Genomic DNA, 19,742 nt, shown 5'->3' with positions numbered 1-19,742 from the left:
GGGCTCAAGTTGCCGTGTGAAAAGAGTTAAATAAGGCTTTGACGGAAGAAAAATAAGGTTTCCCTTTACTAATCTCAGGGGCGATAGGAACGAAGGCCTATAAAAAGGACCCCTCTGATGAGAAGAACGTCTTACTGTCTCGGCATCTGCTGCGCCTGCCTGCCCCTGTTCAGCCAAAGCGAATCATTCCAACCCCTCAATGCCAGCATATTGCCGACCTTTGTCGGTGCCGACAAAGACCGGCAGACCGATGAGCATGGCTTCGGCTTGCGGGCTTTCTACGGTTGGAAGCTCAAGGGTAACTGGCAATACGAGGCCCAGTTATTCCATCTGGTCCTGGAAACCGACACGCCAGCCATGACCGACTTCTATCAAACCGGCCTGGGGCTGGATGCCAGGTACAACTTCGATTCCGACGGTGGCATGACCCCCTATCTGTCCTTTGGCCTGGGCGCCGTATACAACGACGTCATCCCGGATGCCAGGGATGAAACCTCCGCCTTTCTCAATGGCGCCGCCGGCTTGGTTTCCAGGGAACTGGGGCCTTCGAAGATCCGCATAAGAACCGAGTTCCGGGTCTTCTACGACACCTTCAATGACAACTACCTGGATTGGCAGTTTGGCCTGGGTTTCGAATTTCCCCTGGAATAGGAGCTGACCATGAACGGATGCAAGCAAGGATCTTTGTGGGGCAGTGGCCCCTTGCTGTTGTCAGCGCTGCTGTGCCTGCTGTTGTTGTCAGGTTGCCGTGCCGACGGCGAGCCCGCCGCGGTGGAGCCCGGCCCCGTGGTCCAGGACACGGATGGTGATGGCGTTCCGGACAATGCCGACAATTGCCCGGCCACGTCCAATGCCGATCAGGCGGATGCGGACGGCGACGGCCTGGGCGATGTCTGTGATGTCGAGGGCGGCGGGCAGGTCCCGGACGACAATGATGATGACGGCATTGCCAACGATGTCGACAACTGTCCCACCGAGCCCAACCCGCAACAGGAAGACCGCGACGGCGACGGCATAGGTGATGCCTGTGATGACGACCGCGACGGCGACGGCGTACTCAACGAGGCGGACAATTGCCCCGATGACGCCAACACCGACCAGGCGGATCTGGATGAAGACGGCCAGGGGGATGCCTGCGACAACGATATCGATGGCGACGATATCGCCAACGATATCGACAACTGCCCCTTGGTAGCCAATCCCGACCAGGCGGATCGCGATGGCGATGGCGTGGGCAATGCCTGTGACAGCGCAGAGGACACCGACGGTGACGGTGTCGAAGACGGCAATGACAACTGCCCTGCCCAGGTCAATCCGGACCAGATAAACAGGGACAATGACGGTCTGGGGGATGTCTGCGACAGTGATGACGATGGCGATGGCATCAACGACGATGTCGACAACTGCCCACTGATCGCCAATGCCGATCAGACCGACAGCGACGGTGGCGGCACTGGCGATGCCTGTGATGACGACGATGACAATGACGGCGTCCTCGATGGCGCCGACAACTGTCCCACCATCGGCAATGCCGATCAGGCCGATGCCGATGGTGATGGCATAGGTGATGCCTGCGACAGCAATGGCGACTCGGACGGGGACGGTTTTGACGACGATGTCGACAATTGCCCGGCGGTCGCCAACCCATCCCAGACCGATACCGACGGCGATGGCATCGGCGATGCCTGTGATGGCGATGACGATGGCGACGCCGTCACGGACGGCAACGACAATTGTCCCCTAACCGCCAACCCTGAGCAGACCGATACCGATGGAGACGGCCTGGGTGATAGTTGTGACAACGACGACGATGGTGACGGTTTCGACGACGGCGCCGACAATTGCCCCCTTACCGCCAACAGTGGGCAGGAAGACGCCGATGGCGACGGTATCGGCGATGCCTGTGATACCAATACCGATACCGATGGTGACGGTATTGAGGACGGTGGCGACAACTGTCCTGTGACCGCCAATCCCGATCAGGCGGACCTGGACGGCGACGGCCAGGGCGATGCCTGCGACGCCGATGATGACGGTGACGGCGTCGGCGACGGCAGCGACAACTGCCCGGTCAATGCCAATCCGGAACAGAGCAATACCGATGGCGACGGCCAGGGCGATGTCTGTGATGCCGACGACGATGGTGATGGCATCCAGGATGATCTGGATAACTGCCCGGTCAACGCCAACCCAGGCCAGAGCGACACCGACGGTGACGGTGTGGGCGATGCCTGTGATTCCGACGATGATGGCGACGGCATCAGTGATGGCAGCGACAACTGTCCATTGCAGGTGAATCCGGATCAGACCGACACCGACGGGGACGGCTCGGGTGATGCCTGCGACTCGGACGATGACGGCGATGGTGTTGATGACGACAGTGATAACTGCCCCTTGATCGCCAATCCCAGCCAGGATGATGGCGATCTCGATGGTGTCGGGGATGCCTGTGATACCAACACCGACAGTGACGGTGACGGTGTCGATGACGGCGTCGACAACTGCCCCGTCGTCGCCAACCCGGGCCAGAGTGACCAGGATGGCGACGGCATAGGTGACGCCTGCGACGACGACAGGGACGGTGACGGTGTCGACAATGATGTCGACAACTGCCCACTGCAGGCCAACGGTGCTCAAATCGACAGCGACGGTGACGGCCAGGGCGACGTCTGTGACAGTGACGATGACGGTGACGGCATCCAGGATGACCTGGACAACTGCCCCCTGACCGCCAACCCCGACCAGACCGACACCGACAGCGATGGCCAGGGCGATGCCTGTGACGCCGACGACGATGGCGATACCGTCCTCGACGGTGCCGACAATTGCCCCCTGACCGTCAACACCGGCCAGCAGGACAGCGACGGCGATGGTCTCGGCGACGCCTGTGACGCCGACGATGACGGTGACGGCATTGCCGATGCCGGTGACAACTGTCCGCTGACCGCCAACCCCAGCCAGACCGATACCGACAGCGACGGCCTGGGGGATGCCTGCGACAGCGATGACGACGGCGACGGCATCAGCGACGGTAGCGACAACTGTCCGGTGACGGCCAACCCCGGTCAGGGCGATCTCGACGGCGATGGCCTGGGCGATGCCTGTGACGGTGACGATGATGGCGACGGCGTCTCCGACGGTGCCGACAATTGCCCGCTGACTCCCAACGCCGACCAGGCGGACGGTGACGGCGACGGCCTGGGCGATGCCTGTGATGCCAATACCGACAGCGACGGCGATGGCATCGACGACGGCAGCGACAACTGCCCGGCCGTGGCCAATCCCGACCAGAGCGATCTCGATGGTGACGGCCTGGGCGATCTCTGCGATAACGATGACGATGGCGACGGCATCAGCGATGGCGCCGACAATTGCCCGGTCAATGCCAATGCCGATCAGAGCGATCTCGATGGCGACGGCCTGGGGGACGCCTGCGATCCCCTGACCGACTCGGACGGCGACGGCATCGCCGACGGCAGTGACAACTGCCCGGCCGTGGCCAACCCCGGCCAGTCCGACCTCGACGGCGATGGTCAAGGCGACGCCTGTGATGCCGACGACGACGGTGACGGTGTCCTCGACGGCAGCGACAATTGCCCCGTTACCGCCAACCCGTCCCAGCTCGATACGGACGGCGATGGGCAAGGTGACCTTTGTGACGGCGATGACGATGGCGATGGCGTTGGCGACGGTGTCGACAACTGCCCGCTGACCGGCAATGCCGACCAGACCGACACCGACGGCGACGGCATTGGTGATGCCTGTGACAGCGACGATGACGGTGACGGTGTCAGCGACGGTGCCGACAACTGCCCGCTGACGGCGAACCCCTCCCAGCTCGACACCGACGGTGACGGCCTGGGCGATGCCTGCGACGATGACGACGATGGCGATGGCGTGCTGGACGGCGCCGACAACTGCCCGCTGACCGCCAATGCCGACCAGCTCGACACCGACGGCGACGGCATAGGCGACGCCTGCGACGCCAACACCGACAGCGATGGTGACGGTATCGACGACGGTGCCGACAACTGTCCGGCCGTGGCCAATGCCGATCAGGCCGACCTGGATGGCGACGGCCTGGGTGACGTCTGTGACGACGACGATGATGGTGACGGCGTCACGGACGGCACCGACAACTGCCCTGTCGACGCCAACGCCGACCAGACCGACACCGATGGTGACGGCGTCGGTGATGTCTGCGACGGCGACGATGACGGTGACGGCGTCCTGGACGGTGCCGACAACTGCCCGCTGACCGCCAATGTCGACCAGACCGACACCGACGGCGATGGCCTGGGTGACGCCTGCGACACGGACGATGATGGCGACGGCATACTCGATGGTGCCGACAACTGTCCGCTCAATGCCAACGCCGACCAGGCCGACACCGACGGCGACGGCATTGGCGATGTCTGCGACAGCGAGGAAAACATCGCCTGTGGCGCCGGCCTGCTGTTCGAGCCGGTGGTGGGTACGGGGGTCGGCGTGACCACGGGACAGCGTGGCGCTGTTTGCCTGGGCTGTGGTATCAGTGACGCCGGCAATATCGTCGACACCAATATGAACAATGCCGGGCTCATGACCACGCCCGCGGCGGTGGCGGCGAGCCTCTGGGCCAGCGTGGAGGACGGCAACACCAGCTATACGGGGGCCAAGCGGGTCGGCTTCCTGGTGTCGTCGCCGGGTGGCCAGCTGGACGTGAGCCTACTGGCCAACCTGGGGATCACCACCTACCTCAATGGCGCCGAGCAGGAAAACAGCGACAGCGGTGGCCTGCTGGGCCTGCAGCTGCTGGGCCTGTTCAATGACGCCACACGCCAGCTGGTGATCATGGAAACGACCCAGGATTTCGACGAGGTGGAGCTGGAAAAGGCCGCCGTGCTGGGGGCGCTGAAAGACCTGAATGTCTACGCCCTCTGTGTGGCGCCGCCGGCATCCTGAGCCGAGGCGCAAAAAGGCCCTTCCCCGGAAGGGCCTTTTTCATGGCTTGAGGCGCTGCTGGCCCTTCATTAGAATCCCTGGCCGAACCAAGGAGTAATGATGCCCGTATCCGCCCATGCCGAGCTGCTTGCCCCCATCAACGCCTTCCTGGGCTGCCCGACGCCGGCTGCCTGGATAGACAAGGCCAGGGCCCCGGAAAACCTGCCGCTGCTGCTCATCGACCACTGCAACTGCGAGCTCAAGGCGGCCCAGACCGCCATCTGGCTGATCCGCCGCTATGGCGTGGACGGTCCCAGCGGCCAGGCGCTGCTGGACTGGGTCAAGCCCTACGAGGATTTCGTCTACCGGGGCGGGGCAGGGGACTTCGGCGACAAGAAGAACGCCCTGATAGGCACCCTGGCGCCAAAAGAGGGCTTTGCCCATGGCCCGGACATCCTCGACAAGATGGTGCGCCTCATCAAGGAGGAACTGCACCATTTCGAGCAGGTACTGGAGCTGATGGCGGCGCGGGGCATCCCCTATCAGACGGTGACGGCGGCCCGCTACGCCAAGGGGCTCATTCGCCATGTCCGTGGCCACGAGCCGGCCACCCTGGTGGACAAGCTCATCATCGGCGCCTTTATCGAGGCCCGCTCCTGCGAGCGTTTCGCCGCCCTGGCGCCGCACCTGGACGACGATATCGCCCGCTTCTACGTGTCGCTGCTGCGCTCCGAGGCTCGCCATTACCAGGATTACCTTGGGCTTGCCGAGCAGGTGGCCGCTGAGGATATCGGTGAGAGGGTGGCCTTCTTCCGCCGGCTGGAAGCCGAACTCATTCAAAGCCCGGATAGCGAGCTCCGCTTCCATAGCGGCAGTCCGGCATAGAAAAAAGCGCCGTCAGGCGCTTTTTTCTAAGGGAGCGAACTCCAGGCTGATGCCGTCCGGCGTCACCCTCAGCAGGGAGCTTTGTTCATACCAGTCGCCCAGCACGATACGCTCGCCGGCCTGCACCTGGTGCCGGGCCGGCCTGTGGGTATGGCCGTGGATCAAGAGATCCACGCCCTGCTCGGCCATGACCCTGTCCACCTCGGCCGGGGTCACGTCCATGATGCTGTCTGCCTTCATGGCGTTGGCGGCCTGGCTCTGCTGGCGGTAGTTGCGGGCGATGCGCCTTCTCAGCCACAGCGGCAGCAGCCGGATGCGCAGCTGCCACCAGAAGCCGCGGCTCTTCCTGCGAAAGGCCTGGTAGGCCTCGTCCAGGGTGCAGAGGCTGTCGCCGTGCATGATCAGCGCCTTGCGGCCGTAGAGATCGATGACGGCGACTTCCGGCAGCAGTGTGAGTCCGGCGGCCCTGGCGAAGCGCTGGCCTATCAGGAAGTCGCGGTTGCCGTGGATGAAGTATTGCTTGACGCCGCGCTTGGCGTTGGCGGCGAAGAGGTTGATGACTTCCTGGTTGAAGGGATGGTCGTCATCGTCGCCGATCCAGGTCTCGAACAGATCCCCCAGCACATAGAGGGCCTCGGCTTTGGCGCCTTCCTGGGCCAGAAAGCGCCGGAGCGCCGCCGTGATATCGGGGCGCTCCGGGCTCAGGTGCAGATCGGCGATGAAGAGGGTTTGGCTCAAGCCAGCTCCGCCTTCTCGATCAGCACGTCTTCCAGGGGCACGTCCTGGTGGAAGCCGTGGCTGCCGGTGTCCACGCCCTTGATGGCGTCGACCACGTCCATGCCCTCAACCACTTCGGCGAACACACAGTAGCCGTAACCGTTGGGGGTGGCGGACTGGAAGTTCAGGAAGTCGTTGTCCTTGACGTTGATGAAGAACTGGGCGGTGGCGGAATGGGGATCCGGGGTGCGGGCCATGGCCAGGGTGCCGCGCTTGTTGGCCAGGCCGTTGTCGGCCTCGTTCTTGATGGGGGCGCGGGTGGCTTTCTGGTCCATGCCCGGCTCGAAGCCGCCGCCCTGGATCATGAAGCCGTCGATGACGCGGTGGAAGATGGTGTTGTCGTAGAAACCTTCTGCCACGTACTGCTTGAAGTTGGCCACGGTTTCCGGAGCCTTGTCTTCGAACAGCTTGATCTTGATGTCGCCCATGTTGGTGTGCAGTATGACCACGGGGTTGTCCTCGCTAGATGATTTGCCTGTCATTCTACTAATTTGCCGATGACTCTGGTAGCCGCGGTGAATACAATGGAGCCATTCGTGCCCAAGAATGAGTCGTCATGCTCCAGATATACAACACCCTGACCCGCCAGAAGGAAGCCTTCAAACCCCAGGTTCCCGGCAAGGTTTCCATGTACGTGTGCGGCATCACCATCTATGACCTGATGCACATAGGTCATGCCCGCACCTACACCGCCTTCGATGTCATCGTTCGTTACCTGCGCCACGTCGGCTACGACGTGACCTATGTGCGCAACATCACCGACGTGGAAGACAAGATCATCAAGCGCGCGGCGGAAAATGGTGAGAGCTGTGAGGCGTTGACGACCCGCCAGACCAAGCTGATGCACGAGGACTTCGCTGCCCTCAACATACTGCCGGTGGACATCGAGCCCACCGTCACCGGCCATATGCCGGAGATCATCCAGATGGTCCAGGATCTCATCGACCGCGGCCACGCCTATGTGGCCGACAACGGTGACGTGCTGTTCGACGTGCCCAGCTTCGAAGCCTACGGCCAGCTGTCCAGGCAGGATCTGGAAGCGCTCAAGGCCGGCGCCCGGGTCGAGGTGGACCAGAGCAAGCGCAGCCCCCTGGATTTCGTGCTCTGGAAGCAGTCCAAGGCCGGCGAGCCGGCCTGGGATTCCCCCTGGGGCCCGGGCAGGCCCGGCTGGCACATCGAGTGCTCCGCCATGTCTTGCAAGCACCTGGGCAGCCGTTTCGACATCCATGGCGGTGGCTCGGATCTGACCTTCCCCCACCATGAGAACGAAATCGCCCAGAGCTGCGGCGCCACCGGCGACAGCTTCGCCAATTACTGGATCCATTCCGGCATGGTGCAGGTGGACAAGGAGAAGATGTCCAAGTCCCTGGGCAACTTCTTCACCGTGCGCGACGTGCTCAAGGTCTACGACGCCGAGACGGTGCGCTTCTTCCTGCTGTCCAGCCACTACCGCAGCCAGCTCAACTACTCGGAGGACAACCTCAACCAGGCCAGATCGGCCCTGGAGCGCCTCTACACCGCCCTGCGCGACGTGGCGCCGGCGGCCGAGGTGGACCTGGACGACGCCCATGTGGCGCGCTTTCGCGCCGCCATGGACGACGACTTCAACATCCCCGAGGCCATGACGGTGATCTTCGAGCTGGCCCGTGAACTCAACAAGGCCAAGCAGGAGGACGGCGAGCGCGCCGGCCAGCTGGCGGCCCTGCTCAAGACCCTGGGCGCCGTGCTGGGCATCCTGGAGCGGGACCCGGCCGAGTTCCTCAAGGGCGGCGAGTCCGAGCAAGAGGTTCAGCTCATCGAGGGCCTGATCGCCAAGCGCAACCAGGCCAGGGCGGCCAAGGACTGGGCGGCGGCGGACGCGGCCCGGGATGAGCTGACCGCCATGGGCATCGAGCTGGAGGATGGCCCCAGCGGCACCAGCTGGCGCAAGAAAGCCTGATAAAAAAACCGGCCAGTTGGCCGGTTTTTTTATTCCGCGTTCAGGTCCTGCCCGCAGTGCTTGCAGTAGCGGGCGTTGCCGTCATGGTCCCTGGCGCCGCACTTCTGGCACTGGCGGCTGTGCTTCTGGCGCACCATCTCCGAGGTGAGGATGCCGGTGGGCACGGCGATCACCGAGTAGCCCAGCAGCATCACAAAGGAGGCCAGGGCCTGGCCCAATGGGGTCTGGGGGCTGATGTCGCCGTAGCCGACCGTGGTCATGGTGACGATGGCCCAGTACACCGAGCGGGGGATGGAGGTGAAGCCATGGGCCGGCCCCTCGATGAGGTACATCAGGGCGCCAAAGACGGTGACTATGCCCATCAGGGTGGCGAAGAACACGAACACCTTGGGACCGGCGTTGAGGATGGCATCCAGCAGCCGCCTGGAGGCATCGGACAGCTCCAGCAGGCGCAGGATCCGAAACACCCGCAGCACCCGGAACACCCGGATGATCAGCAGGGTATTGGCGCCCGGGATCACCAGCGCCAGGTAGGTGGGCAGCACCGACAGCAGATCCACCAGGCCGTAGAAGCTGAAGGCGTACCTGGCCCTGTGCCTGGCGCAATAGAGGCGGACAAGGTATTCGAGGGTAAAGAGGCCGGTGAAGACCAGCTCCAGCTGGTAGAGCTGGCTGCCCCAATCGGCGTGGATGCCGTCCACCGAGTCCAGCATCACCGCCACCACCGACAGCACTATGGCCAGGATCAGCATCACATCGAAGGTGCGCCCGGCCGGAGTGTCGTAGCCGAAGATGATTTCGTTGAGCCGGCCGCGCAGGCCGGCCATGTCGCCGTCAACTTGGGTCATGGAACCTTTCACAGGCCTCCAGGGTGTTTTCGATCAGGGTGGCCACCGTCATGGGGCCGACGCCGCCCGGTACCGGGGTGATCAGGGCGGCTTTCTCGGCGGCGACCTCGAAGGCCACGTCGCCAACCAGCTTGCCGCTGTCCAGGCGGTTGATGCCCACATCGATGACGATGGCACCTTCCTTGATCCAGTCGCCGGGAATGAACTCGGCCTTGCCCACGGCCACCACCACCAGATCGGCGCGGCGCACATGGGCTTCCAGATCCCGGGTGAAACGGTGGCAGGTGGTGGTGGTGCAGCCGGCCAGCAGCAGCTCCAGGGTCATGGGACGGCCGACGATGTTGGAAGCGCCCACCACCACGGCCTCCAGGCCGTGGGTCTTGACACCCATGTGTTCGAGCAGGGTGATCACGCCCTTGGGGGTGCAGGGGCGCAGGGCCGGGATGCGCTGGGCCAGGCGGCCGACGTTGTAGGGATGGAAGCCGTCCACGTCCTTGTCGGGGCGGATCCGCTCCAGCACCTTGGTGGAGTCGATGCCGTCCGGCAGCGGCAGCTGCACCAGGATACCGTCGATCTCGGCATCCTCGTTGAGCTGGTCGATAAGCGCCAGCAGCTCGGCTTCGCTGGTGGTGTCCGGCAGGTCGAAGGAGCGGGACACGAAACCCACCTCTTCACAGGCGCGGCGCTTGGAGCCCACATAGACCTGGGAGGCGGGATCTTCGCCCACCAGCACCACGGCCAGGCCGGGGGCCCGTTTGCCGGCGGCAACGCGGCTGGCGACGGCGTCTTTGACTTGATTTCGGACTTTGGCGGCGATGGCCTTGCCATCAATAAGCTGAGCAGACATGAACAGGGGCGTCCTCTAGGAAAACGTTTTGATGCACGAGACGCGCCATATTTTGACAAAATTCCCGGCTTTGGGCCATGAAATACTTGCCACAATCGGGCGGTTGACCCAAGGTAGTGAAATCCGTATTATGCGCCGGCGTTAACGGCACGGGTTGCCGGTAAAGCGCCCTTAGCTCAGTTGGATAGAGCAACGGCCTTCTAAGCCGTCGGTCGCAGGTTCGAATCCTGCAGGGCGTGCCATTTGATATGGTGGCTGTAGCTCAGTTGGTAGAGTCCTGGATTGTGATTCCAGTTGTCGCGGGTTCAAGTCCCGTCAGCCACCCCAGATACCCAAGGCCCCGCTCGACAGAGCGGGGCCTTTTTCGTTTCCGGACCCGGTCCCCGTGGCGCCTCGACTCCCGGTTAAAGGGTCGTTATAATGCCCCGTCATTCTATAGTCACCAGGTCTTTCCGGGGCCCTTTTCCCGGTAGATAAAGACAATGCGGCAAAGGCCCATGCCTTTGTCAGGAAGTCAGAAAGAGATGCAGAAAGCACTGCATGCTCGCGATACAAAACTGAGGTAATACGATGCAAGTTTCTGTTGAGACGACTCAGGGTCTTGAGCGCCGCCTGACCATCAAGGTACCGGCGGACACCGTAGAAGCGGCCGTAGAACAAGGCCTGCGTAACGTTGCCAAGAACCAGCGTATGGATGGTTTCCGTAAGGGCAAGGTTCCGATGTCCCTGATCAAGAAGCGTTTCGGTAAGGCCGTGCGCGGTGACGTCACCCAGGAGCTGATGCAGCGCCACTACATCGAAGCCATCATCAAGGAAAAGATTAACCCGGCCGGCGGCCCGACCCTGGAAGTGGTCAAGGACGAAGACGGCGCCGATTTCGAGTTCGCCGCTACCTTCGAAGTCTACCCCGAGTTCGAGGTCAAGGGCCTGGACAGCCTGGAAATCGAAAAGCCGGTCGTTGACGTGACCGACGAAGATCTGGCCAACATGCTGGACACCCTGCGCAAGCAGCACGCCACCTTCGCCGAAGCCGACAAGGCCGCCGAAAGCGGTGACCGCGTCGTCATCGACTTCGTCGGTACCATCGACGGTGAAGAGTTCGACGGCGGCAAGGCCGAAGGCTTCAGCCTGAACCTGGGCCAGGGTCGCATGATCCCCGGTTTCGAAGACGCCATCCTGGGCAAGAAGGCCGGCGAGGAAGTGACCGCCGACGTGACCTTCCCCGAGGACTACCACGCCGAAAACCTCAAGGGCAAGGCCGCCCAGTTCGCCATCAAGGTGATCAAGGTCGAAGCCCAGGAACTGCCCGAGCTGACCGACGAGTTCGCCACTCGCTTCGGTGTGACCGAAGGTGGTGTCGAGGCCCTGAAGGCGGAAGTACGCAAGAACATGGAGCGCGAGCTCAAGAACGTGCTGCGTAACAAGCTGAAGGAGCAGGTCCTGGACAAGCTGCTCAAGGAAAACGAAGTCGACATGCCCAAGGCCCTGGTTGACGCCGAGATCGACAACCTGCGCCGCCAGGCCCTGGCCCGCTTCGGTGGCAACCAGCAAGCCGCCAACCTGCCCGAGCTGCCGGCCGAGCTGTTCGAAGAGCAGGCCCGTCGCCGCGTCCAGGTTGGCCTGGTGCTGGGCGAGCTGATCAAGGTCAACGAGCTGAAGGCCGAGGATGCCCGCGTTCAGGAGATCATCGAGACCCAGGCTTCTGCCTACGAGGATCCCAAGGAAGTCATCGAGTACTTCAACAGCAACGAAGAGATGCTCGGCCAGATGCGTAACCTGGCCCTGGAAGAGCAGACCATCGACTTCATCCTGGGCAAGGCCAAGGTCACCGAGAAAGCCGCCAAGTTTGATGAAATCATGAACAACGCCGGCTAAGAAAGCTTTCTGCCGCGTTGACTTGGTTCTCAAGTCGGTAGTTATAATGGCTCGAGCTACACTCGAGCCATTTTTGTTTTGGGACTGAACATGCACAACACCGCCGATAACACAGTGATGAATGCACTGGTACCCATGGTCGTGGAACAGACCTCCAGGGGGGAGCGCTCCTACGACATCTATTCCAGGCTGTTGAAAGAGCGGGTGATCTTCCTGAACGGTCAGGTCGAAGACGTCATGGCCAACCTGATCGTGGCGCAGATGCTGTTCCTGGAAGCGGAGAATCCGGAAAAGGATATCTTCCTCTATATCAATTCCCCGGGCGGCTCCGTGACCGCCGGCATGGCCATCTACGACACCATGCAGTTCATCAAACCGGATGTCAGCACCGTCTGCATGGGCCAGGCCGCCTCCATGGGCGCCTTCCTGCTGGCCGGCGGTGCCCAGGGCAAGCGCCACTGCCTGCCCAATGCCAGGGTGATGATCCACCAGCCCCTGGGCGGCTTCCAGGGCCAGGCATCCGACTTTGAAATCCACGCCCGGGAAATCCTGTCCATAAAGGACAAGCTCAACCGCCTGCTGGCCGAACACACCGGCCAGGATCTGGAGACCATCACCCGGGATACCGACCGGGACAACTTCATGACCGCGGACCAGGCCGCCGAGTACGGCATCATCGACTCCGTACTCAGCAAGCGACAGTAATAGCGAGCCGAATTCGGGTCAGTATCGTAAAATAGGGATATGAGCCGGTCGGACTGATCCGAACAGCAAGAGGTAGGTAATGACAGATAGCTCCAAAGGCAGCAGTGACGGCAAGCTCCTGTACTGCTCCTTCTGCGGCAAGAGTCAGCATGAAGTGCGTAAGCTGATCGCCGGCCCGTCGGTGTTCATCTGCGACGAGTGTGTTGATCTTTGTAACGACATCATTCGCGAAGAAATCAAGGAGATCGCCCCGCGCCAGGCCGCCGATGCCCTGCCGGTGCCCCGGGAGATCCGCGACCATCTGGATGACTTCGTCATCGGCCAGGAGCATGCCAAGAAGGTGCTGGCCGTGGCGGTCTACAACCACTACAAGCGTCTGCGCAACCCCAGCCACGACGACGTGGAGTTGGGCAAGAGCAACATCCTGCTGATCGGCCCCACCGGCTCCGGCAAGACCCTGCTGGCCGAGACCCTGGCCCGCCTGCTGGATGTGCCCTTCACCATGGCCGACGCCACCACCCTGACCGAAGCCGGTTACGTGGGCGAGGACGTGGAGAACATCATCCAGAAGCTGCTGCAGAAGTGTGACTACGATATCGAGAAGGCCCAGCGCGGCATCGTCTATATCGACGAGATCGACAAGATCTCCCGCAAGTCAGACAACCCTTCCATCACCCGCGACGTGTCCGGTGAAGGGGTGCAGCAGGCGCTGCTGAAGCTGATCGAAGGCACGGTGGCGGCGGTACCGCCCCAGGGCGGCCGCAAGCATCCCCAGCAGGAGTTCCTGCAGGTGGACACCTCCAAGATCCTCTTTATCTGTGGCGGCGCCTTTGCCGGCCTGGATAAGGTGGTCGAAAGCCGCACCGCCACCTCCAAGGGCATCGGCTTCGGCGCAGAGGTCAAGGGCGAGAAGGACAAGGCCTCCCTGTCCGACATCTTCCGCAAGGTCGAGCCCGAGGATCTGGTCAAGTACGGCCTGATCCCCGAATTCATCGGCCGCCTGCCGGTGGTGGCGACCCTGGACGAGCTCGATGCCGACGCCCTGATCCAGATCCTGCGCGAGCCCAAGAACGCCCTGACCAAGCAGTACCAGGCGCTGTTCTCCCTGGAAGGCGTGGAGCTGGAGTTCCGCGAAGACGCCCTGCGTGCCATCGCCCAGAAGGCCATGGATCGCAAGACCGGCGCCCGCGGCCTGAGGTCCATCGTCGAGAACGTGCTGCTGGACACCATGTACGAACTGCCGTCCATGGACAATGTCGCCAAGGTGGTCATAGACGAGACCGTCATCAAGGGCGAGTCCGACCCCATCCTGATTTACCGCTCGGATAATCAGGCAGCATCAAGCTGAATGGAAAAACGGGGCCCAGCGCCCCGTTTTCTCCCTTGAAAAGGGAACGGGGAGGCCCCATCTTTCGCCTATCAGCCTCCCTTCATGGAGACCAACATGACTTTAGAGCGTTCAGAGCGCATCACCATTCCCGTATTACCGCTGCGCGACGTCGTGGTGTATCCCCACATGGTGATCCCGCTGTTCGTCGGCCGAGAGAAATCCATCCGCTGCCTGGAAGCGGCCATGGACAACGACAAGCAGATCTTTCTGGTGGCCCAGAAGGACGCCGAGCAGGACGAGCCGAGCCGGGATGACATCTTCGAGGTCGGCACCGTTGCCACCATACTGCAGATGCTGAAACTGCCCGACGGCACCGTCAAGGTGCTGGTGGAAGGCAACCAGCGTGCCCGCCTGGACCGGCTGCTCACCGAAGACGATTTCTTCCAGGGCGAGGTGGAATACCTGCAGTCAGAACAGGTCGAAGAGCAGGAGCAGGAGGTGCTGGTACGCACCGCCCTCAACCAGTTCGAAGGCTACATCAAGCTCAACAAGAAGATCCCGCCCGAGGTGCTGACCTCCTTGTCCGGCATCGAGGAGCCGGCGCGTCTGGCCGACACCATGGCCGCCCACATGCCGCTCAAGCTCGAAGACAAGCAGACGGTGCTGGAGATCACCCATGTGGGCGAGCGCCTGGAATACCTGCTGGGCCTGATGGAGGGCGAGATCGATCTGCTGCAGATCGAAAAGCGCATCCGCTCCCGGGTCAAGAAGCAGATGGAGAAGAGCCAGCGCGAGTACTACCTCAACGAACAGATGAAGGCCATCCAGAAGGAGCTGGGCGAGCTGGACGAGACCCCGGACGAGTTCGAGGGCCTGCAGAAGAAGATTGACGAATCCGGCATGCCGGCCGAAGTCAAGACCAAGGCCGAGGCCGAGCTGGCCAAGCTGAAGATGATGTCGCCCATGTCGGCGGAAGCCACTGTGGTGCGTTCCTACATCGACTGGCTGGTGGCCGTGCCCTGGTCCAAGAAGACCAAGGTCAAGAAGGATCTGGCCCGGGCCGAGAAGATCCTCAACGAGGACCACTACGGCCTGGAGAAGGTCAAGGACCGTATCCTCGACTACCTGGCCGTGCAGAGCCGCACCAGCAAGCTCAAGGGTCCCATACTGTGCCTGGTGGGGCCGCCGGGCGTCGGTAAGACCTCCCTGGGCCAGAGCATCGCCAAGGCCACCGGCCGCAAATACGTGCGCATGGCCCTGGGCGGGGTACGTGACGAGGCCGAGATCCGCGGCCACCGCCGCACCTATATCGGCTCACTGCCCGGCAAGCTGATCCAGAAGATGGCCAAGGTGGAGGTCAGGAACCCGCTGTTCCTGCTCGACGAAATAGACAAGATGGCCTCCGACATGCGCGGCGATCCGGCCTCGGCGCTGCTGGAGGTGCTGGATCCGGAGCAGAACGTGGCCTTTGCCGACCACTATATGGAGGTGGACTACGACCTGTCCGACGTCATGTTCGTGGCCACCTCCAACTCCATGAACATCCCGGCGCCGCTGCTGGATCGCATGGAGGTGATCCGCCTGTCCGGCTACACGGAAGACGAGAAGCTCAACATCGCCAGGCAGCACCTGCTGCCCAAGCAGATCAAGCGCAACGGCCTCAAGAAGGACGAGCTGACCGTCGAGGACAGCGCCATCGTCGGCATCATCCGCTACTACACCCGCGAAGCCGGTGTGCGCAGCCTTGAGCGCGAAATATCAACGCTTTGTCGCAAAGCGGTGAAGGCGCTGCTGCTCGACAAGTCCCTGAAATCGGTCACCATAGGCGCCGAAAACCTCAAGGATTACCTGGGGGTGCAGCGTTTCGACTACGGCAAGGCCGAAGACGAAAACCGTATCGGCCAGGTCACCGGCCTGGCCTGGACCGAAGTGGGCGGCGACCTGCTGACCATAGAGGCGGCCAGTGTGCCCGGCAAGGGCAAGCTGACCTATACGGGCTCCCTGGGCGACGTCATGAAGGAGTCCATCCAGGCCGCCATGACGGTGGTGCGCTCCCGTGCCGACAAGCTGCGCATCAACGGCGACTTCCACGAGAAACGGGATATCCATATCCACGTGCCGGAAGGGGCCACCCCCAAGGACGGCCCGTCCGCCGGTATCGCCATGTGTACCGCCCTGGTGTCCAGCCTGACCGGTAACCCGGTGCGCTCCGACGTGGCCATGACCGGCGAGATCACCCTGAGGGGCGAGGTGCTGCGCATCGGCGGCCTCAAGGAGAAGCTGCTGGCGGCCCACAGGGGCGGCATCAAGACGGTGATGATCCCGGCCGAGAACGAACGTGACTTGGAAGAGATCCCGGAAAACGTCAAGGCCGACCTGGAAATTCACTGCGTCAAATGGATTGACGAGGTCCTCAAGCTTGCGCTGGAGCAGGATCCGGAGGGATTTTCCCCAGTTAATGCAGCCTAAGGGCATTTTTTTGCACTCCGGGGCTTTTCAGGGCCCCGGAGTCTGGTATAGCCTAGGATTTGATTTCAGGTCGTCCTGCCCGAGGGCCTGTTTTATCTAGGGTTGCCCGACCTTTAAGGCGTCAAACCGGACGCTTGCACTGGATAGACAGGCTTGATATAAAACCTCGGCAGACCGCAGTTTCTGGGAGATTTACTGCGGGGCAATAAAAACAATTGAAGGGGATGATATTGTGAATAAGTCACAACTGATCGACAAAATTGCCGCTGGTGCTGACATTTCCAAAGCAGCTGCTGGTCGTGCACTGGACGCTTTCACCGACGCTGTAACCGAGTCTCTGAAAGCCGGTGACCAGGTAGCCCTGGTTGGCTTCGGCACCTTTGCTGTTCGCGAGCGCGCTGCCCGTACCGGCCGCAACCCGCAAACCGGCGCTACCATCGAGATCGCCGCGGCCAAGATCCCGTCCTTTAAAGCTGGTAAGGCTCTGAAAGACGCTGTCAACTAAGTCGCCTTGCTTGGGCGCCAGCGAAACCGGCGCCCAATCTAAGCAGGAGTGGTAGTTCAGCTGGTTAGAATACCGGCCTGTCACGCCGGGGGTCGCGGGTTCGAGTCCCGTCCACTCCGCCAAATTCCAAAAGGCGCATCCGGGAGATGCGCCTTTTTTGTAGATGTTCCTAAAAAGAGACAACGCAATGCTGGAAAAGATCCGGGAAGGGTCCCAGAGCCTGATCGTCAAATTCATCCTTGGCCTGGTGATCCTCTCTTTCGCGTTGACCGGGGTATATAGCTACCTCAGTGGCGGCGCCCGTAATGCCGCGGCCGAAGTGAACGGCCAGACCATCAGCCGCTACGAGCTGGAGCGTGCCTACCAGAACGAGCGTGCCCGCATGGAAGCCCAGATGGGGGACTTCTTCAAGCAGCTGATGGCCGATGAAAACTACGTGAAGCAGCTGCGCCGTGGCGTGCTGGACCGCCTCATCAACCAGCAGCTCACCGACGAGGAAGTGGCGGCGCTGGGCCTGCGGGTATCCGATGAGCAGGTCAAGGAAGCCATCCGCGCCATCCCGGCCTTCCAGGCCGACGGCAGGTTCGACAACGAGCGCTACCTGGCCGTGATCAGCAGCCAGGGCATGAGCCCGAGCCGCTTCCGGGATCTGATGCGCGCCGACATGAGCCGCCAGCAGCTGATCGATGGTCTGCTGAGCAGCGCCTTCGTGCTGCCGTCCGAGGCCGAGGCCCAATACGTCGCCTCCCGCCAGACCCGTGACATCCGCTACCTGACCGTCAAGGCCGCCGACTTCGCCGACCAGGTCGAGGTGAGCGACGAGGAAGTGAAGGCCCGCTACGACGCCAGGCCCGAGGGCTACATGGCCGAAGAGCAGGTGGCCCTGGACTTCATCGAGCTGTCAGGTGCTGCCATCGCCAAGACCATCGAGGTCAGCGACGACGATCTGCAGGCCTACTATCAGGACAACCAGAAGCAGTTCGAGCGTGCCGAGCGCCGCCGTGCCGCCCATATCCTGCTGACCGGCGACGACGCCGAGGGCAGGGCCAAGGAACTGCTGGCACGCATCAACGCCGGTGAGGACTTCGCTGCCCTGGCCAAGGACCATTCCGAGGACACCTTCAGCGGCCAGAACGGCGGCGACCTGGACTGGTTCGACAAGGGCGTCATGGATCCGGCCTTCGACGAGGCGGTCTTCGCCATGACCGGCGAAGGCGAGGTCGTGGGTCCGGTGAAATCCAGCTTCGGCTACCACCTGATCAAGCTGACCGGCATTGAGGCGCGCCAGGTCCGTCCCTTCGAGGAGGTCAAGGACAGCGTCAAGGCCCAGCTGGTCAAGCAGCAGGCCGAAGAGCGCTTCTACGAGCAGCAGGAAATCCTGGAGCGCACCACCTTCGAAAACCCGGACAGCCTGGCCATTGCCGCCCAGGAGCTGGGTGTCGAGGTCAAGCACAGCCCGCTGTTCAGCCGCAGCCAGCCCGCCGCCATGGTGCGTTATCCCAAGGTGCTGGATGCCGCCTTCTCCGACATGGTGATCCTTGACGGCATCAACTCCGAGTTGATCGAAGTGGCTCCGGAGCATGTGTTCGTGGTGCGCATGGCCGATCACAAGCCGGCCCGCCGCAAGGCCCTGGAGGAAGTGGCTGCCGAGATCAAGGCCGAGCTGATGGCCGAGAAGCAACGGCAACTGGCCGAAGACAAGGCCGCCGAGTTGCTGGCCAAGCTGGAGCAGGGCGAAGACGCCAGTGCCTGGCTGGCCGAAAACGGCCTCAGCTTCGAAACCAGCGAGGCCGTGGGCCGTAACAACTTCCAGCTGGATCAGGCCCTGGTCAGGGGCGCCTTCGAGCTGACCCTGGCCAGCCCGGTCGAGCAGGTCACCCTGGCCAACGGCGACGTGGCGGTACTGGAGCTGACCAAGGTCAACGACTACCAGCTGCAGGAGGCCGACAAGGCCGCCGTGGGCCAGCTGGCCGCGACCCTGAGCCGCAGCCGTGCCGACGGCACCTACCAGCAACTGCTCAAGGCCCTCAAGGCGGAAGCCGAGGTGCTCTACTACGAGCAGAACTGACGCAAAGCCCCGGCCGGTCCGGGGCTTTTTCGTTGAGGAGAATGGAAGATGAAACGCACGTTATTGTGCCTGTTGCCGCTGCTGCTGGCCGGCTGTGGCGGCGACTCGGCCCGGGTCTCCCTGGGCTGGTTCACCACCAAGGACGTGGTGGTGAAGGGCTTTACCGATCCGGCCATAGCCGGGGTGACCTGCCACGTGGCCCATGTGGAGGCGGACCTGGATTTCTCCGATCCCTCCGACATGTCCATCGCCTGCCGCCAGACCGGCCCCATCACCGCCGCCATGCTGGCCGGTATCGACAAGGGCAAGAACGGCGAGGTGGTGTTCAAGGACTCGCTGTCGGTGCTGTTCAAGAGCCTCAAGGTGCGCCGTATCTTCGACCGTGAGCACCAGAGCCTGATCTACCTGTCCTATTCCACCAAGGAGACCCAGGGCAGCCATCACCATGCCATCTCCACGGTGCCGCTGTTCGGTACCCAGGCCTGGCAGGCGACACCTGGCAAGTGAACGGCTGCCAGGCAGCCTATACCACGACGCCATCGCCATAGTGCCGCTGTTCGGTACCCAGGCC

General features: G+C 62.5%; 15 protein-coding genes and 3 tRNA genes. 14 read left to right on the top strand and 4 right to left on the bottom strand.

Annotated elements, in window-relative coordinates:
* Positions 1-117 precede the first annotated feature (117 nt).
* The 3 genes from WDB71_RS10475 to miaE all read left to right on the top strand — a co-directional run bounded on the left by WDB71_RS10475 (position 118) and on the right by miaE (position 5,808).
* On the top strand, positions 118-651 hold the full coding sequence (locus WDB71_RS10475; RefSeq protein WP_341501528.1) for an outer membrane beta-barrel protein: 534 nt from the start codon (positions 118-120) through the stop codon (positions 649-651).
* 9 nt (positions 652-660) lie between these two features.
* The gene (locus WDB71_RS10470) at positions 661-4,944 is read left to right on the top strand and encodes a thrombospondin type 3 repeat-containing protein (protein ID WP_341501527.1); all 4,284 of its coding nucleotides are present in this window, start codon (positions 661-663) and stop codon (positions 4,942-4,944) included.
* 96 nt (positions 4,945-5,040) lie between these two features.
* On the top strand, positions 5,041-5,808 hold the full coding sequence (gene miaE, locus WDB71_RS10465; RefSeq protein WP_341501526.1) for a tRNA isopentenyl-2-thiomethyl-A-37 hydroxylase MiaE: 768 nt from the start codon (positions 5,041-5,043) through the stop codon (positions 5,806-5,808).
* Positions 5,809-5,820: 12 nt separating this feature from the next.
* On the opposite strand, the gene WDB71_RS10460 is transcribed toward miaE, so the two are convergent.
* Together WDB71_RS10460 and WDB71_RS10455 are read right to left on the bottom strand one after the other, a co-directional pair.
* Entirely contained in the window at positions 5,821-6,546 is a 726-nt protein-coding gene (locus tag WDB71_RS10460) for a UDP-2,3-diacylglucosamine diphosphatase (RefSeq protein ID WP_341501525.1), read from the bottom strand.
* Complete coding sequence (locus WDB71_RS10455) at positions 6,543-7,034, bottom strand: peptidylprolyl isomerase (RefSeq protein WP_341501524.1); 492 nt, start codon at positions 7,032-7,034, stop codon at positions 6,543-6,545. Before WDB71_RS10455 ends, WDB71_RS10460 begins: the two co-directional genes overlap by 4 nt.
* Positions 7,035-7,141: 107 nt before the next feature.
* On the opposite strand from WDB71_RS10455, the gene cysS reads away from it, so the two are divergent.
* Positions 7,142-8,524 (top strand): cysteine--tRNA ligase, encoded by a 1,383-nt coding sequence (gene cysS / locus WDB71_RS10450; RefSeq protein WP_341501523.1) that lies wholly within the window; start codon positions 7,142-7,144, stop codon positions 8,522-8,524.
* Between the two features lie 29 nt (positions 8,525-8,553).
* On the opposite strand, the gene WDB71_RS10445 is transcribed toward cysS, so the two are convergent.
* On the bottom strand, positions 8,554-9,372 hold the full coding sequence (locus WDB71_RS10445; RefSeq protein ID WP_341501522.1) for an ion transporter: 819 nt from the start codon (positions 9,370-9,372) through the stop codon (positions 8,554-8,556).
* Positions 9,359-10,219, bottom strand: a complete 861-nt coding sequence (folD, locus tag WDB71_RS10440) for a bifunctional methylenetetrahydrofolate dehydrogenase/methenyltetrahydrofolate cyclohydrolase FolD (protein ID WP_341501521.1) — start codon at positions 10,217-10,219, stop codon at positions 9,359-9,361. Before folD ends, WDB71_RS10445 begins: the two co-directional genes overlap by 14 nt.
* Positions 10,220-10,384: 165 nt before the next feature.
* Here folD and WDB71_RS10435 point away from each other — a divergent pair.
* The 10 genes from WDB71_RS10435 (at position 10,385) to WDB71_RS10390 (ending at position 19,678) form a co-directional block, all read left to right on the top strand.
* Positions 10,385-10,461, top strand: a tRNA-Arg gene (locus WDB71_RS10435).
* 9 nt (positions 10,462-10,470) lie between these two features.
* Positions 10,471-10,546: transfer RNA gene (locus WDB71_RS10430), tRNA-His, on the top strand.
* A gap of 243 nt (positions 10,547-10,789) precedes the next feature.
* Positions 10,790-12,094, top strand: coding sequence for a trigger factor (gene tig / locus WDB71_RS10425; RefSeq protein WP_341501520.1), 1,305 nt, complete (start codon positions 10,790-10,792; stop codon positions 12,092-12,094).
* A gap of 90 nt (positions 12,095-12,184) precedes the next feature.
* A complete protein-coding gene (gene clpP / locus WDB71_RS10420; protein WP_341501518.1) occupies positions 12,185-12,799 on the top strand; it encodes an ATP-dependent Clp endopeptidase proteolytic subunit ClpP in 615 nt (204 codons plus the stop codon).
* Between the two features lie 79 nt (positions 12,800-12,878).
* Positions 12,879-14,147: an ATP-dependent protease ATP-binding subunit ClpX gene (gene clpX, locus WDB71_RS10415; RefSeq protein ID WP_341501517.1), complete on the top strand. Its 1,269-nt coding sequence runs from the start codon at positions 12,879-12,881 to the stop codon at positions 14,145-14,147.
* A gap of 96 nt (positions 14,148-14,243) precedes the next feature.
* The gene (gene lon, locus WDB71_RS10410) at positions 14,244-16,598 is read left to right on the top strand and encodes an endopeptidase La (protein ID WP_341501516.1); all 2,355 of its coding nucleotides are present in this window, start codon (positions 14,244-14,246) and stop codon (positions 16,596-16,598) included.
* 232 nt (positions 16,599-16,830) lie between these two features.
* Complete coding sequence (gene hupB, locus WDB71_RS10405) at positions 16,831-17,103, top strand: nucleoid-associated protein HU-beta (RefSeq protein ID WP_341501515.1); 273 nt, start codon at positions 16,831-16,833, stop codon at positions 17,101-17,103.
* A 45-nt stretch (positions 17,104-17,148) separates the two neighbouring features.
* Positions 17,149-17,225 (top strand) — tRNA-Asp (locus WDB71_RS10400).
* Between the two features lie 65 nt (positions 17,226-17,290).
* The gene (locus WDB71_RS10395; RefSeq protein ID WP_341501513.1) at positions 17,291-19,171 is read left to right on the top strand and encodes a SurA N-terminal domain-containing protein; all 1,881 of its coding nucleotides are present in this window, start codon (positions 17,291-17,293) and stop codon (positions 19,169-19,171) included.
* A gap of 48 nt (positions 19,172-19,219) precedes the next feature.
* Positions 19,220-19,678: a CreA family protein gene (locus WDB71_RS10390; RefSeq protein WP_341501512.1), complete on the top strand. Its 459-nt coding sequence runs from the start codon at positions 19,220-19,222 to the stop codon at positions 19,676-19,678.
* Positions 19,679-19,742 lie beyond the last annotated feature (64 nt).

It is taken from the genome of Gallaecimonas sp. GXIMD4217 (assembly GCF_038087665.1).
Lineage (GTDB): Bacteria > Pseudomonadota > Gammaproteobacteria > Enterobacterales > Gallaecimonadaceae > Gallaecimonas.
The sequence above is the reverse complement of the archived record's forward strand: the minus strand, read 5'-3'. Positions and strand labels throughout refer to the sequence as shown.

Coding starts and splice junctions, on each gene's coding strand:
- WDB71_RS10395 (WP_341501513.1), top strand. CDS start 17,291: ATGCTGGAAAAGATCCGGGAAGGGTCCCAGAGCCTGATCGTCAAATTC.
- lon (WP_341501516.1), top strand. CDS start 14,244: ATGACTTTAGAGCGTTCAGAGCGCATCACCATTCCCGTATTACCGCTG.
- clpP (WP_341501518.1), top strand. CDS start 12,185: ATGCACAACACCGCCGATAACACAGTGATGAATGCACTGGTACCCATG.
- tig (WP_341501520.1), top strand. CDS start 10,790: ATGCAAGTTTCTGTTGAGACGACTCAGGGTCTTGAGCGCCGCCTGACC.
- cysS (WP_341501523.1), top strand. CDS start 7,142: ATGCTCCAGATATACAACACCCTGACCCGCCAGAAGGAAGCCTTCAAA.
- WDB71_RS10475 (WP_341501528.1), top strand. CDS start 118: ATGAGAAGAACGTCTTACTGTCTCGGCATCTGCTGCGCCTGCCTGCCC.
- folD (WP_341501521.1), bottom strand. CDS start 10,219: ATGTCTGCTCAGCTTATTGATGGCAAGGCCATCGCCGCCAAAGTCCGA.
- WDB71_RS10470 (WP_341501527.1), top strand. CDS start 661: ATGAACGGATGCAAGCAAGGATCTTTGTGGGGCAGTGGCCCCTTGCTG.
- WDB71_RS10445 (WP_341501522.1), bottom strand. CDS start 9,372: ATGACCCAAGTTGACGGCGACATGGCCGGCCTGCGCGGCCGGCTCAAC.
- WDB71_RS10390 (WP_341501512.1), top strand. CDS start 19,220: ATGAAACGCACGTTATTGTGCCTGTTGCCGCTGCTGCTGGCCGGCTGT.
- clpX (WP_341501517.1), top strand. CDS start 12,879: ATGACAGATAGCTCCAAAGGCAGCAGTGACGGCAAGCTCCTGTACTGC.
- miaE (WP_341501526.1), top strand. CDS start 5,041: ATGATGCCCGTATCCGCCCATGCCGAGCTGCTTGCCCCCATCAACGCC.